The 13,294-nt window shown below is 68.8% G+C and carries 9 protein-coding genes; 1 reads left to right on the top strand and 8 read right to left on the bottom strand.

The window, feature by feature from the left end; translation table 11 throughout:
• Positions 1-64: 64 nt before the first annotated feature.
• A complete protein-coding gene (locus ABDW31_RS22345; RefSeq protein ID WP_184717488.1) occupies positions 65-3,040 on the bottom strand; it encodes a TonB-dependent receptor in 2,976 nt (991 codons plus the stop codon).
• A gap of 407 nt (positions 3,041-3,447) precedes the next feature.
• On the opposite strand from ABDW31_RS22345, the gene ABDW31_RS22340 reads away from it, so the two are divergent.
• Entirely contained in the window at positions 3,448-4,404 is a 957-nt protein-coding gene (locus ABDW31_RS22340) for a LysR family transcriptional regulator (protein WP_184717490.1), read from the top strand.
• Here ABDW31_RS22340 and ABDW31_RS22335 read toward each other — a convergent pair.
• The 7 genes from ABDW31_RS22335 to ABDW31_RS22305 all read right to left on the bottom strand — a co-directional run bounded on the left by ABDW31_RS22335 (position 4,379) and on the right by ABDW31_RS22305 (position 13,179).
• Positions 4,379-4,837, bottom strand: coding sequence for a Rid family hydrolase (locus ABDW31_RS22335; RefSeq protein WP_184717492.1), 459 nt, complete (start codon positions 4,835-4,837; stop codon positions 4,379-4,381). The two genes, ABDW31_RS22340 and ABDW31_RS22335, sit on opposite strands and share 26 nt — an antisense overlap.
• A gap of 217 nt (positions 4,838-5,054) precedes the next feature.
• Positions 5,055-5,420 (bottom strand): PRC-barrel domain-containing protein, encoded by a 366-nt coding sequence (locus ABDW31_RS22330; RefSeq protein WP_184717501.1) that lies wholly within the window; start codon positions 5,418-5,420, stop codon positions 5,055-5,057.
• A gap of 133 nt (positions 5,421-5,553) precedes the next feature.
• On the bottom strand, positions 5,554-7,476 hold the full coding sequence (locus tag ABDW31_RS22325) for a TonB-dependent receptor (RefSeq protein WP_184717502.1): 1,923 nt from the start codon (positions 7,474-7,476) through the stop codon (positions 5,554-5,556).
• Positions 7,476-8,963, bottom strand: coding sequence for a DUF3526 domain-containing protein (locus ABDW31_RS22320; protein ID WP_184717504.1), 1,488 nt, complete (start codon positions 8,961-8,963; stop codon positions 7,476-7,478). Before ABDW31_RS22320 ends, ABDW31_RS22325 begins: the two co-directional genes overlap by 1 nt.
• Positions 8,960-10,354, bottom strand: coding sequence for a DUF3526 domain-containing protein (locus tag ABDW31_RS22315; RefSeq protein WP_184717506.1), 1,395 nt, complete (start codon positions 10,352-10,354; stop codon positions 8,960-8,962). The genes ABDW31_RS22320 and ABDW31_RS22315 overlap by 4 nt, the downstream gene beginning before the upstream one ends.
• Positions 10,351-11,058 (bottom strand): ABC transporter ATP-binding protein, encoded by a 708-nt coding sequence (locus ABDW31_RS22310; protein ID WP_184717508.1) that lies wholly within the window; start codon positions 11,056-11,058, stop codon positions 10,351-10,353. Before ABDW31_RS22310 ends, ABDW31_RS22315 begins: the two co-directional genes overlap by 4 nt.
• Positions 11,059-11,067: 9 nt before the next feature.
• Complete coding sequence (locus tag ABDW31_RS22305; protein WP_184717510.1) at positions 11,068-13,179, bottom strand: TonB-dependent receptor; 2,112 nt, start codon at positions 13,177-13,179, stop codon at positions 11,068-11,070.
• Positions 13,180-13,294: the final 115 nt, after the last annotated feature.

The following is a 13,294-nucleotide window of genomic DNA, read 5'->3' as shown; positions in this document are numbered from 1 at the left end:
GCGGGACGCCCTCATCTGGCGGAACGCAGGTTTTTCAAGAACCCACATCAGATTTGCGGGGAGCCTAGAAACTGGCGACCAGGCTGAGTTCGAGGCGTCGCCGACGCGGGTCGCCGTAGGTGCTGTAGTTGAAGGTGCTCAGGCCAAATCCCACGCGCTGGGCGATCAGTGGCGGACGACGGTCCAGCACGTTCTGGACGCCCAGGCGGATCTCGCCAGTCTTGAGGCCCTCGCCGAACGTGATCCGACGGCGCGCGAACAGGTCGATATAGGCCTGGGGCGACACGCGATCGCCGCCTTGCCAGGTCGTCAGTTGCGCGATCTGCGCGACGGTGTCCGAGCGGCCGAAGATCCGATAGCCCCCGTAGTAATAGACGTTGAAGCCCAGCGTGGTGTCGCCCCTGGACCAGTCGGCCCCGCCGTTGGCGCGCCAGGACAGGGGGCCGTCGGCGTAGTCGACATAGTCGAGCGCGGGGCTCTGCGGATCGGTGCGCCGGCGCAGGTGCGGTTGCCAGGTCGCCGCGGCGCGCAGCCGGAAGTCGCCCAAGTGGTCGGTCGGGATCAGATAGTCGCCCTGCAGGTCCACGGCTTCGACGAAGGTTCGCCCGACATTGAAGCTGGTGGCGTTGATCGCGGTGACGATCCCGCCCGTATAGCCGCGCGCTCGGTCGGCGTCGGTGAGCGCGGCCCTGACCACGCGATCCGGAAATCGGTCCTCGTTCTGCAGGAAGTAGAGCAGGTCGCCGTTGTGGAAGTTGAAAATCTCCTGGCGCTTGCGGATCCGCGTGTAGTCGATGGACAGACGCAGTCGGTTCAGGGGCGTTAGCACGACGCCCGCCGAGAGGCTTTGCGCGCGCTCGGGACGCAGATCGATCGAGCCGCCGGCACGAAGGTCATAGACCCCGACCTGGCCCAGCCGCTCTCCGCCGCGGCGCGGGTCTGACGGCTGGTTCGCCGTGGGCAGGAGCACCTTGCGCCCGGTCGCCGTGGCATAGGCGGCGGGATCGGACGTATAGTGGATCGTGCTGGATCCGAGTTGCCCGGCGACCGGCGGCGTGAAGCCCGATGACAGGCTGGCCCGGGCCATCAGCCACGACAGGGGAAAGACCTTGAAGCCGGTCGTGTAGAGGGTCGACGACTGGCTGTTGCGTTCGGTCACCGCGCTGACCAGGCCGCCGGGCGTGGCGTTCGTCGGCGGTCCCTGCCGGGTGCGCTCCCGTCGCAGCGCGAGCTGGAACTCGAGGCCTTTCAGGCCCGGCGGACCCGCGTAGCGGTCGGTCAGGGGCGCGCGAAGTTCGCCATAGTAGTGCCGGGTCGACTGGACTAGCCCGTCGAGCACCAGGTCGATCGATCCGAACCCTCCACTGGAAAGATGCGCGGTGGATGACGGCACCGTCTCGCGCCGATCCTCGGCCGCCAAGGTCAAGGTCATCGGACCGCCGTCCAGGGTCAGCAGCGGTCCCGCCAGGCGCACGGCGGTGTCCCTGAAGTGATTGCTTTGCTTGAGCGTGGAGCTGCCCCGAGTCGCGGCCTCGGTTACGGCGGCCAGGAACGCTTGCTGTCCGCCCAGCGGATCGATCCGCCCGGACGCTAGTCCGGCATAGTACGCCGCCCCCAGGTCCTGCTGAATAAGCTGGGCGTCTACGCTGGCGCGGCCCCGGCTGTGGTCGGCGTTCAGCTTCCAGTCCCCAGGCAGGTCGACGATCGCGCCGAACGAGGCGCGCGTCGTCTTGGTCGTGTTGCGCGCGGAAGGATCGAGGCCCGGCAGTGGGACGGTGATGGAAATGGCCTGCTGGAACGGGTTGCCGGGGGCGTTGGCGGCCAGGCTGATAACTTCGCCGCCACCCCCTTGAGGGACCAGCGCCCGCCCTCGGTTGCGCATCGCCAGCACATCGGCATAGGCCTCGACCGAGGGGCTAAACCTGTGCCGGATGCTGGCGATCACCGACGCGGTGGTCCGCTCAGTGAGCAGCGCCCGGCGCGCGCCGCGGATGTCGGGCGATAGGCTGGTGTCCACCCTGCCGGCATTGGCCAGCAGCATCGCGCCGCGATCTGTGGTCACGCCAGCGTAGGACGCCGGCGCGAAGGTCGAGCTGGCTCCCAGGCTGGCGCCGCCATAGGCGGGATCCAGCGTCAGGGTCGCGCCCGTCGCGCTGAAGATGTTGACCGACCCGCTGACCGGCTGCTCGATGGCCAGCTGCGCCGGATCGTTGCGATAGCGCCGCGCGCGCGCCTTGGCCTCGTAGTCCCGATCGCCGACCTCCAGACCGTCGCCGTCAAGCAGGCCAAAGGCGACCATGACCTGGGTTCGATCCGCGTTGGACGAAAAACCGATCCGTCCGTTCACGCGCCGGACGGGCGCGTCGCCGCGATCGGTGATCCCATACGCCACGCCCAGGTCCGCGCCGCGATAGTCGCGCTTGAGCACAATATTGATCGCGCCGCCCGTGGCGCCGGCCCCATAGACGCCGCCGGCTGTGGCGTTGAGAACCTCAATGCGGTCGATGGCGGCCAGCGGCAGGCCGTTGACGTCGGTCTGGGCGACCATCGTCGTGGACCCGCCGGCCGGCGGCAATCCGGGCATGCGACGCCCATCCACCAGGATCAGGGTCTGGTTGGAGCCCATGCCCCGCAGATTGACTTCTGAACGGGGGCTGGCGGTCGTGTTCGAGGGATCCTGCAGGGCCGAGGCGATCTGGGTGTCGCCCGTCGCCATCATCCGCAGGAACTCGTCGATGTCGGCGGAATGGGACTGCTGGATGTCGCGGCTGCTCCAGACCTTATAGGCCTGGATATCGTTCTCGGTGCGCTGGATGTCGCTGTTCTGCGAGCGCGCCGTGACCAGCAGCTCGGGCAGGGCGACCGGCGCCTCCGGTTCGGGCGGCGGCAGCGTGGGCGCGGCGTCGATCACATAGGCGCCGTCGGGGGTGCGCCGATAGGTCAGGCCCGAACCTGCCAGCAGCAGGGGCAGGGCCTGCTCCACCGTGTAGCGGCCCTTCAGGCGCGGGGCCGCGCGGGCCTTGAGCGCCGGCCGCGCCATCAGCAGTTCTCGCCCGGACCGCTGGGCGATGTCGGTCAGGGCGGTGGTTAGCGATTGCCCCGTCGTGTCGATGGGAAGGGCGCGGCTGCGTTGTGCAAGCGCTGGCGACGCAGCGCCAAGTGCGACGCTCCAGAGCAGCGTGGCCGCCCACCTTTCTGTCCTGCGCATAGAGGCCCCCATGCCTCGCAGGTAACAGTTGGCATAACGGCGATCAATGAATGGCTCTTCCAAGCCCTGAACAGGCGTTCGACCTCACCCGATGATCGTCACCGGGATTAGGCGCGGCCTATCGCTTGGAAAGGCCCAAACAAGCCGTGATTTTGCGAACCAGATCGACCATACGACGCGTTCGCGTGTGAGCGCTTGGCTGCGTCACGCAAGACGTCGGAGGCGAAATCTCGAACGACATGAGCGATCCGGCCAGCAAGCTTTCTTGGGATGACCTCCGCATCGTTCGCGCTATCGCCCGCACGGGGGCGGTGGCTGCGGCGGCTGAGATGCTTGGCATCAACGGCTCGACGGCCGCGCGCCGCCTGGCGAAGGTCGAGGAGGTGCTCGGGGTCGCGCTTTTTGATCGCCGCCGCACGGGCTATGTCGTCACCGCCCAAGGGGAAGAGGTGGTTGCGCTCGCAGAGCGTGTCGAACTCGATGTGGTCGGCGTGGCGCGGCGGGTCTCCGGTCATGGCGAGGGCCATGCAGGCGATCTTCGGATCACAACCAGCGACTCTATCCTGCTCTATTTCCTCACGCCGATTATCGCCGCGTTCAAGGCGCGGAACCCGGCGGTTCGGGTCGAGGTCAATGTGGGCAACGGTGCTCTGAACCTCGCTCGCGGCGAGGCGGACATCGCTATCCGCGCCACCGAGGCCCCGCCGGAGAACCTATTTGGGCGAAAGACCGCCGTGATTGCCTGGGCGCCCTACGCCGCCTGCTCCTCCGCCACCGTCCGCCCAGCGCTCGATCGGCAATGGGTGTCATACGGTGGCAGGCTGTCTGGCTTGAAGGCCGCCGAACTGGTCGCGGCTCGCGTATCGCCAGATGACATAGGCTATCGCACGGACTCGGTCGCCGGCGCCGCAGCGGCGATCGGCGCGGGCCTCGGCGTAGGCTATCTGCCCTGCATGCTCGGCGACCTGTCACCCGGCATCGAGCGTGTGGGCCCGATTGAACCGATGCTCAATGACGATCTGTGGCTACTGACCCATCCCGACATCCGCAGGTCAGGGCGCATCTACGCCTTCATGACTCACTGCGCCGAGGCCATCGGCCAGAGCCGGGATCTGGTCGAGGGCCGGCTGGGCGCCGCTTCCGGTCAAGGCGCGGCGCCTGACCGTCAACTCAGGTTTCCGGAAGCATTGCGGTGAAGGTGATCTCGATGATCTGTTCGGGGAACGCCAGGCGCGACACCCCAATCAGATTGCTGGCGACCATCGGCCGGGCCACGTCGTAGGCTTCGCCGCGAACCTTGGATGCGACGGCGAACGCCGCATCGACGTCCAGGACGTAGAGGGTTTCTTCCACCACGTTGTCGAGGCTGGCCCCAAACTGCGCCAGCAGCTTGGCCGCATTGGCGTAGGTCGCGCGCATCTGGGCCTCCATGGTGGAGAAGTCGGCAGGCCGTCCGGTGTCGTCCAGCGCCGCCGGCGCGATCAACTGGCCCTTGTCGTCATGGCTCAGCTGGCCGGAGACGCGGATGGTGTTGCCGACCTTGATCGCCTGAGCATAGCCGTAGGCGTCTTCCCATGGGACGCCGAGGTAGGCGGCCTGCTTGGTGATGGCGGCGGTGGCGTTGGTCATGGTGTGTATCCTGCTCTGGCCACTCCCGTTCGCGGTGCGGCGTTGGCAAGAGATCGCAGGACTTGGGGCCGCTTCTCAAACAGCATTCCTGCCTAACTGGTCCGGCGGAAATGCCGTTGGCCAGCGGCTTGGTCGAAGCCCTCTAAGTAGCCCTCATCGACACCCTCTGCCCTGGTGCGCGATGCGCCCGATCTTGCGATCGGGCGCTCGTGCAACGCTATCCCTTCCAGTCGGGCAGGGCGGTGAGCTGCGCCTTAGTGATCTTGGTGCGCACGACGTAGTCGTCAGGATCGCCGGTCTCAGGCGCGACCGTCACGTCGGCCAAGGCGACGACGACCTTCTTGTCGGGCCCCATGCGGTCGATCTCGATGACGATGGCCGTAGGCTTTCCGGCTGCGTCGAGCAGGACGTGTTCGACTTCGCCGGCCTTGCGGTTGGCGGAGTCGATGACGTCGGCGTCCTCGATCTGGCCGACGGTGAAAGCGCCCTTGGCCGGCTGGCTTTCCAGCCGCGCGATCGTAGTTTGGGCAAAGGCGCTGGTCGCGAGCGCGGCGATGGAGAGGCCCAGGATTGCGATCTTCATGCTTGTACTCCTTGGATGTGGGCTCGAACAACGCCGGCCGGGGTCGGGGCGTTGCGAGGCATCGATGGCGCATCACTTAACGCCGTATGCGGAGTATCTTGCGGCTTGACTGACGTCCGCCTGACGGCGCGCGTCAGAAATCCACGGCCAGGGTGGCGGCGGCTCTGCGCCGATCGGTCAAGCCGAAGCTGTTGCCGCCCAGGACGCTCCAGACATAGGCGTCGGTCAGGTTGGAGACCTGCACCCGCAGCATGGCGGGATTGTCAGCGACCTTGAACCGATAACGGGCCCCGATGTCGATCAGCGTGTAGTCGTCCAGATAGACGCTGTTGTCGCGCGAGGCCGCCCGCCGGCCGTGGTTCGAGACCGCGACATCGAGCGACACGCCGATGAGGGCAGGCGGGCGATACTCGAGATTGGCCCGCAGAATCCGCTCCGGCTGGCCCAGCGGACGCTTGCCGACGCGACCCTGTTCGACGGCCTCGCCCGTGACGCGCGGCTGCATCAGCACTGCTCCCGCCACGAGGCTGACGTCCCGGGCGAGCGCGCCCGACAGGCTGAACTCCGCGCCGCGGTGGCGAACCTCGCCGAGCACGACGTACCGGTTGGCCTCGTCGGTGTTGAAGTAGGGCTTGCGGACGTCGAAGACGCCGGCCACCAGCTTGAGTTTCGGTCGAACGGCCCAGCGCAGGCCGGCGTCGACCTGGCGGGTGCGGATGGCGGGGAGGGCCTCGTTGCGATTGGCGGCGTTGTTGGGCGCAAGGCCGCTTTCTTCCAGGCCACGCGTAAAGCCGGCATAGGCCGCCAGGGCGGGGCTCAGATAGGCCGCCGCCGAGGCGTTCAGCAGCCAGGGCTTGTCCGTGGTCGTGGTGGGGCGGGCGCCGGGGACAAGGATGGTCTTGCGATAGTCGGTGTTCTGCACGCCGAGGTTGGCCTCGCCGACATTGCGCCAGCGGCCCTCGTAAGACAGGCCCACTGTCGTCTGGCGGACATGGTCACGCGTGCGCGGCCCGAAGGCGAAGCGCTCGGGCCGGGCGATCGGCGCGTGGATGCCGACCTGCACATTGGCCACGTCGAGCGGCGCGGCGGCGCCGCCATAGACGCTGTCCAGCCGCCGGGCGCGGACCGAGGCGTTCAGCGTGTGTATACGCGTCCCCTCGGTGAGGCTGCGGCCAATCCGAAGTTCGCCGCTGGTCGAAGCGTAGCGCTGGCCCGGGTCGGCGATCACCCGCTCGGTGGCGCGACCCGCCTGGTCAGCGTCGAGGAACAGCTGGGCGAAGTTCTGCTCGTTCTCGAAGCTGGAGCGGAACAGGCCGGCGACCAGGGACCAGTCCTGGCCGATGCGGGCCTTGCCGATGATCCCGGTGTTCAGGCTCTGGCTGTCCTTGGCGGCCCAGGACTGGCCGAAATAGCGGCGACGCGGAACCTTGGCGGGCGCATAGGGGCCGGCGGTGATGATCGTGGGCGCCACTTCCTCGTCGCGGCCGATGGTGGTCGACCAGAAGGGGATGATCTCCACGCCGTCGGTTGGTCGCCAGCGCGGGATGACCGCCAGGCGCACATAATGGGCGTCAGAGCCGTCGAAATAGGCCTCGTGGGCGTAGGAGGCCCCGGCCGCCACGCCCAGGCGCCGGCCGGCCAGCGGCAGCTGTGCGTCGATCTCAACGGAGGGGGCGCCATAGGCCAGGCTGCCGGCCACCACGCTGACCATCGGCGTCTCGCCGACATCTCGCAGGCGATAGTCGACGATGCCGGTCGGCGCCGGGAAGAGATAGCCTTGGGCGCTGAGGCCCACCCGCACCGTCGAGCCCGACACCAGGCGGCTGGCGATGAATCCTTGGCGGTCCAGATAGACGCCCTCGATGCGCACATTGCCGGCGGCGACCGGCGAGAAGCCCCGGACCTGGCTCGGTCCGTAGAGGCCGATGGTCTCGTTGCCGATCGACGTGCCGAAGGCGTCCTCGGCGGCGGTCACGGCGTTGTCGGCCGAGCGCTGGGCCACGGCGGGCGAGGCCAGGCAGGCGGTGGCGGCGGTGGCCAGCAGGACGCGCCGCATCACAGCACCCTCCAGCGATCGGCCCGGCCCGCGGCAAGCAAGGCGATGGCGGCGGCCAGGACGGCGAGCCAGGCGGCGAAACCGGTGGCGCGCGTGACCGCGGAGAGGCTGGCAGGCTCCTGGAAGACGAACGGCGGCAGCTCAAGCGGCCGGTCGAGGTTCAGAATGCCGCGGGTCTCTCGCGTGGCGGGCGGGGGCTGCTGCAGCAGTTGCGCCTGGACCAGCGGGTAGATCCGAGCGCGCAGTGAGAGCTGATGGGCTCGCGCCTGGGTCTCGAAGGCGCGCTGCCGCGCGGCGTCGACGCCGGCCAGGCGGGCCAGGGCGTCTTCCATACCCACGGCCGGGAGAACGAAGCCGGCCAGGGATGCGGCGCTGGCCTGCCGTGCGCGGTGCGCCAGCGTGGCGGTGCGCAGCGGCGCCAGGCGCGTCTCGGTCTCCGGGATCAGGAAGCTCAGGCGCGTGGCGTGGTCCAGGCTCGCCAACGGACGGCCCGGGTTCGCCAACGCCGGCTGGGCGACGATGGCGCGCCCGATGATCGCATCGCGTTCGCTCTGCACAGCGTCGGTCGTGCGCCGCTGGGCGTCGACATAAAGCACCGGCGACGGCGCGGAATCGACCAGGGCCAGCACGGCGCCGATAGCGATCGGCGCGCCGATGGTCAGGATCGCCCAGGCCGCGGCCAGGGTGCTGAGCGCGGCTGCGGCCGTGGGCTGCCGCGCCAGGACGAAGAAGGCGATGGCGCTCCAGAACAGCAGATAGGCGACCAGCAACACAGCCGCGGCCGCGACGGCTCCGGCGGCCGACATTGGGACGCCCGCAACGATCATCGTCAGGACAAGGCTCAGGATAGCGGCAGGCAGCACCCAGGCCAGGATCGCCGCCAGCCGTGCGCCGACCCACGTCCGCGCATCGACCGCTTGCGAAGCGACCAGGCGCAGCATCCCGCGGTCGCGCTCGACCGTGCCCAGCAGGCACAGCACGAGGAGCAGCGCCACGGGGGCCAGGAAGACGACCGCGAACGCCAGGTCGAACCGGCCCAGCGCCAGGCCGCGCGGATTTTCGAAGTCGTAGGTGTCGAGGAAGCCGAACGGCGTGTTCAGCTTGATCTCAAGCCGGCTGGGCGCAAGGTCGCTGACCCCCGCCGCCAGGGGGGAGGCGGGACGATGCGGCTTGGCCGCCAGGACCTTGACGAAGTACTCGCTGTAGCCGGCGATGTTGGTCGGGTCCTGCCAATAGGCGACCTGGCCCTTGCCGGGCGAGACCGGGGCGTGGAACGCCTGCGCCAAGGCGCGTGTGTGGGCCTCGTGAGCCTTGGCGCCGTCCAGCGCGTGGGCGATCGCGGCCGTCTGCTCGCGATGCAGCCAGGCGGTGTTCAATGCGCCCCAGACGAAGCTGGCGCACAGCACCGCCAGGATCGTCCACAGCAACCGATTGCGCCCGGCCTGGCGCCACTCCCAGGCGAAGAGATCGACGAAGCGCGGGGTCATGGCTTCAGGCTCCGGGCGGTCAGCTGCAGGGCGGCCAGGATCGCCGCCAGCCAGGCCAGCAGCGCCAGCAGGGCAGGGAGGGGGACGGCGCTGCGCTCGCCGAGCGCGGGCGCGGCGTAGGCGAACGGCGGGATTGCCGACCACAGGGTCTCGTCGTTGAGATGCCGCTCGGCCCCATGGGCCGAATGGGCCATGCCGTCGGCGTTCATGGCGTTGACCAGGTCGCGGCGGTAGCGCTCGGCGCTGTCGATGAAGTGGCGATGATGGCTAAAGTCGCTGCCGGCGGCGGCGGCCGACAGGGCCTGGGCGGCGGCGGCCGGCGACGCCAGGCTCAGGCGCGCGAACAGGTCGTCCTGTGTCGCCACTTGGCGATAGAAGTCGCCCAGGACGCGATCGAACACCGCATGGCTGTGGCGCTCCATCAGGTCCAGTTCGGCCATGCGCGGGTTGGGGATGTCCTCGTAGCGATCGACGCCATAGCGAGCCATCAGCGCCTTGCGGTTCTTGGCGTTCTGTTCGTCGGACCAGAAGGCCGGCGCCTGGCGGGCGATCTCCTGCTTGACCGACTGGGTCGAGGGCAGGGGGGCGAGCGCGCCAGCCGCGCCGTCCAGCACGCGCGGTGCGACCAGGGCGAACGCGATCCAGGCCCCGAACAGCGCCGCCAGCGCCAGACGCGGGCTGGCGGCTTTCAGGCAGACCAGCACGGCGGCCAACGCGACGACGGCGAGATAGGTGGCGATGATCACGGTCCAGGACAGCAGGCGCAGCATGACGTCCGCGTCCAGCCGGCCTTGCGCCGCGGTCCAGGCCACGGCCGCCAGCGCCACGGGGGCGATCAGTGTGACGCCCGCCGCGCTCCAGACCGCCGCGGCGCGCGCCACGACCAGCCGTGCAGGGGCCGTGGCCGCGCCGAGCGCCAGGCGCAGGCCGCCCCGCTCGCGGTCCTGGGCCACCAGGGTGAAGGCCAGCAGGAAGACGACCAGCGGCGCAAAGCCCGTCAGTAGCGCGGCGGGATTGGCGAACGCCGCGCGTTGCAGCGCCGAGGCGTTCTGCTGCGGGCGATAGAGCATGTCGTTCTGGTGGTGCGCCTCCAGCCAGACGCTTTGGCCCACGAACGGCTCGGCGCCGGGATCCAGCGCCGCCAGCGCCGGTGAGGGCTTGAAGGCGAAGATGCTGTAGTGGGCGGCGCTGTGAGGATCCTTTTCGCCCTGGCCGACCCAACGGGCGCGTTCGGCCGCGGCCACCTGCGCCTTGGCCTGATCGGCCTGCAGGTTGGCGGCGGCGTTGGCGAAGAAGGCGACCAGGATCAGCAGCCCCAAGGCGACAAGAGATCCGAACGCGCGTCGGTCGCGGCGCAGGATCGCGAGCTCCAGTCCGATCAGCGCGATCATGCCGCCAGCCGCTCCAGATAGAGGCGCTCAAGCTCGACCGGTCCCAGATCGGCGGCGTCGCGCTCTTCCAGCAGGCGTCCGCCGCGCAGGATGCCCAGGCGGTGGGCCACGTCCTTGACCCGGAAGAGGTCGTGGGTGGCCATAAGCACCGCCAGGCCGCGCTGCGAGGCGCCGCGGATCAGCAGCGACAGGTCGCTGGCGGCGCTGGCGTCCAGGCCCGAGGTCGGCTCGTCCAGCAGCAGCACCTTGGCGTCCTTGGCCAGGGCGATGGCGACGCCGACCTTCTGGCGCATGCCCTTGGAGAAGCCCTCGGAGCGGCGTTCATGGGCGTCAGCCTGCAGACCCGCCTCGGCCAGCAGGCGGCGGGCGGTCGCCGCGTCGATCTTGCGACCGGCCAGCAGCGAGAAGTAGCGCAGGTTCTCGACGGCGCTGAGCGCGGGCTGCAACATCACGGTCTCGGGCAGGTAGGCGATGCGCTGGCGCGCGCCCAGCGGGTCGGCGACCGCATCCAGGCCGTCGACGGTGATCGCGCCGGCGTCAGGCTTCAGGAAGCCCAGGATCATGTTCAGGGTCGTGGTCTTGCCGGCCCCGTTGGGGCCGAGCAGGGCGTAGACCTCGCCAGCCTTGAGGGTCAGGTTGAGGTCGTCGACGGCCTTGCGGCCGCCGAAACTGATCGACAGGGCGTTCAGCGCCAGGGCGGACATGGCGGTCTCCTAGAAGCGGGCGGTGAAGGCGATCTCGACGCTGCGCGGCGCGGCGACCTGGAACTGCTGGGTCGAGACGTCGGTGTAATCGACGTAAAAGGCGTTGGTCAGGTTGCGGCCTCGCAGGGTGATCTCCCCCGGTCCGATCCGGTAGCCGATCGCCGCGTCCAGCGTGGTGTAGCCGCGAGCGCGCACCAGATTGGCGTTGTCGGTGAAGAACCGCCCCGCATGGCGGATGCCGCCGCTCAGCGTCACGGGCGTGCCCTCGACGCTGTAGAAGGCGAACAGATTGGCGATCGTCTCGGGGATGCGCGGCGGGGTCTTGCCCTTGCGGCTGACGCCGCCGGCCTCGATCAGCGTGTCGAAGTGCGCGTCCAGCCAGGTGTAGTTGGCGTCGATCCGCAGCTGCGGGGTGAGGGCGGCCGACATCGAGGCCTCGACCCCGCGCGAGGACTGCTTGCCGCCCTGGACGCTCAAGGTCGGGTTGGCCGGATCGCGGGTGATGATGTCGTCCTGGGCGATGTGATAGGCCGCCAGGGTCAGGTCGATGCGGTTGTCCCAGAAGCTGGACTTCACGCCCGCCTCGACCGATCGGCCCGTGCTGAGGTCGAACTGGGAGTTGGCCAGCGACAGCAGCAGGAAGTTGCCGACGGGCACGATGGCCTCGGCGTACTGGGCGAAGACCTGGGTCTTGGGCGCCAGGTCATAGACCGCGCCCAGCCGCCACGAGAGCGCGCCGTAGTCGCGGTCGATATTGGTCGACGGCGCCAGGTGGCGCGTGAAATCGATCCAGTCGTAACGCGCGCCGCCAGCGACGATCAGGCGGTCGGTCAGGTTCAGGGCGTCTTCGGCGAACACCGAGGCGACCTTGACTGTGGCGTTGGAATTGATCGGCGGCAGGGTCGCGCCCGAGCCGCCTGGGAACTGTCCACGGACCGGATTGGCCAGGTCGATCGAGGACGTGGTGGCGAAGTAGCGGCGGGTGGCGAAGTCCAGCGTGCTGAACTCAGCGCCCACCGAGAAGCGATTGCGCAGGCCCGCGATCTTCACATCGCCGATCAGGGCGGGGCGCTCGACCCAATAGTCGATGTCGTGGGTGATGATGCCGGTGGAGCGGTCGATCCGTCCCGACGTGGCGTTGAACCCGAAGATCTCGGCGTTGATGAAGCGGCGATCGGAATGATAGCGGCTGAGGTCGTTCTGGAAGGTCAGCTGGTCAGAGAGCTCGTAGCGCAGCTTCGAGCGCAGCCACAGGGTGTCGGAGTCCAGCACGCCGTCGGTGACGTTCAGGTTGGTCTTGCGCAGGGCGCGATCGATGACCAGGCCCCCGGGACCGCTCGCCGCCTTCGATGGACGTCGCGCGACCGCCGTCGGAACCAGCGGGATTCCGTAGTCGGCGGTATCGTAATCGTCCTGGCTGTAGTCCACCGCCAGATCCAGGCTGAAACGATCCGTGGGCTCCAGGCGCAGGCTCAGGCTCGTCGCCAGGAAGTCGGACCGGGTGTCATCGACATAGCCGTCAGTGCGGCCATAGGCGGCGACGGCGCGAACGGCGGCCTTGTCGCCGATCGGCAGGCTGACATCCCCGCCCAGGCGCACAGTTTCGAAGCTGCCGTAGCTGGCCAGGACCTGACCGCCGGTCGCGCCGAGGCGGGCCTTCTTGGGTGCGAAGTTGATGGCGCCGGCTAGAGCGCCTTCGCCGTAAAGCACCGAAGCTGGGCCTTTGAGGATCTCCACGCGCTCGTACAGGAAGCTGTCGGTGGCGCGCGAGAAGATGCCAGGCGTGGCTACGCGCACGCCGTCGTACAGCAGGCCGACAGAGCCACCGGTAAAGCCGCGCATGGTCGGCGCGCCGGGGCTGGTGGCGGGCAGGGACGAGGTCACGCCCGGCGCGCGGTTCAGCGCCTCGACATTGGTGCGGACGCCGAATTCGCGGATCTGGCGCTCGGACAGGATGTCCACGATCGCCGGTGTCTCGCGCGCGGTAAGGCCCATCCGGCTGCCGGTAGTGGTGGTGGCGTCCAGCAGAAGCTGACGATCGGCGACGCCGGTGACGATCACTTCGCTGACCTGCACGTCCATTTCGGCGTGGGCGGCGGTGGACAGAAGGCAGGCGCTCACCGAGGCAAGCCAGATAGAACGACGAACAGACATGGCCACCCCGGCAGTACCAAACTGCAGGGTGTGTTATGTTATATCATTATGATTCTCAAGTGCGGTTGTCGCACTGTGTACG

Origin of the sequence: Caulobacter sp., from assembly GCF_039596335.1 — a bacterium.
Classification (GTDB): domain Bacteria; phylum Pseudomonadota; class Alphaproteobacteria; order Caulobacterales; family Caulobacteraceae; genus Caulobacter.
This window is presented reverse-complemented; position numbering and strand designations above follow the sequence as displayed.

Bases quoted from the DNA above. Each gene is read 5' to 3' on its own strand.
- ABDW31_RS22345 (WP_184717488.1), bottom strand. From the start codon at position 3,040: ATGGCGCGGCCGGCGCTCAAGGCCCGCGCGGCCCCGCGCCTGAAGGGC.
- ABDW31_RS22340 (WP_184717490.1), top strand. From the start codon at position 3,448: ATGAGCGATCCGGCCAGCAAGCTTTCTTGGGATGACCTCCGCATCGTT.
- ABDW31_RS22335 (WP_184717492.1), bottom strand. From the start codon at position 4,837: ATGACCAACGCCACCGCCGCCATCACCAAGCAGGCCGCCTACCTCGGC.
- ABDW31_RS22330 (WP_184717501.1), bottom strand. From the start codon at position 5,420: ATGAAGATCGCAATCCTGGGCCTCTCCATCGCCGCGCTCGCGACCAGC.
- ABDW31_RS22325 (WP_184717502.1), bottom strand. From the start codon at position 7,476: ATGCGGCGCGTCCTGCTGGCCACCGCCGCCACCGCCTGCCTGGCCTCG.
- ABDW31_RS22320 (WP_184717504.1), bottom strand. From the start codon at position 8,963: ATGACCCCGCGCTTCGTCGATCTCTTCGCCTGGGAGTGGCGCCAGGCC.
- ABDW31_RS22315 (WP_184717506.1), bottom strand. From the start codon at position 10,354: ATGATCGCGCTGATCGGACTGGAGCTCGCGATCCTGCGCCGCGACCGA.
- ABDW31_RS22310 (WP_184717508.1), bottom strand. From the start codon at position 11,058: ATGTCCGCCCTGGCGCTGAACGCCCTGTCGATCAGTTTCGGCGGCCGC.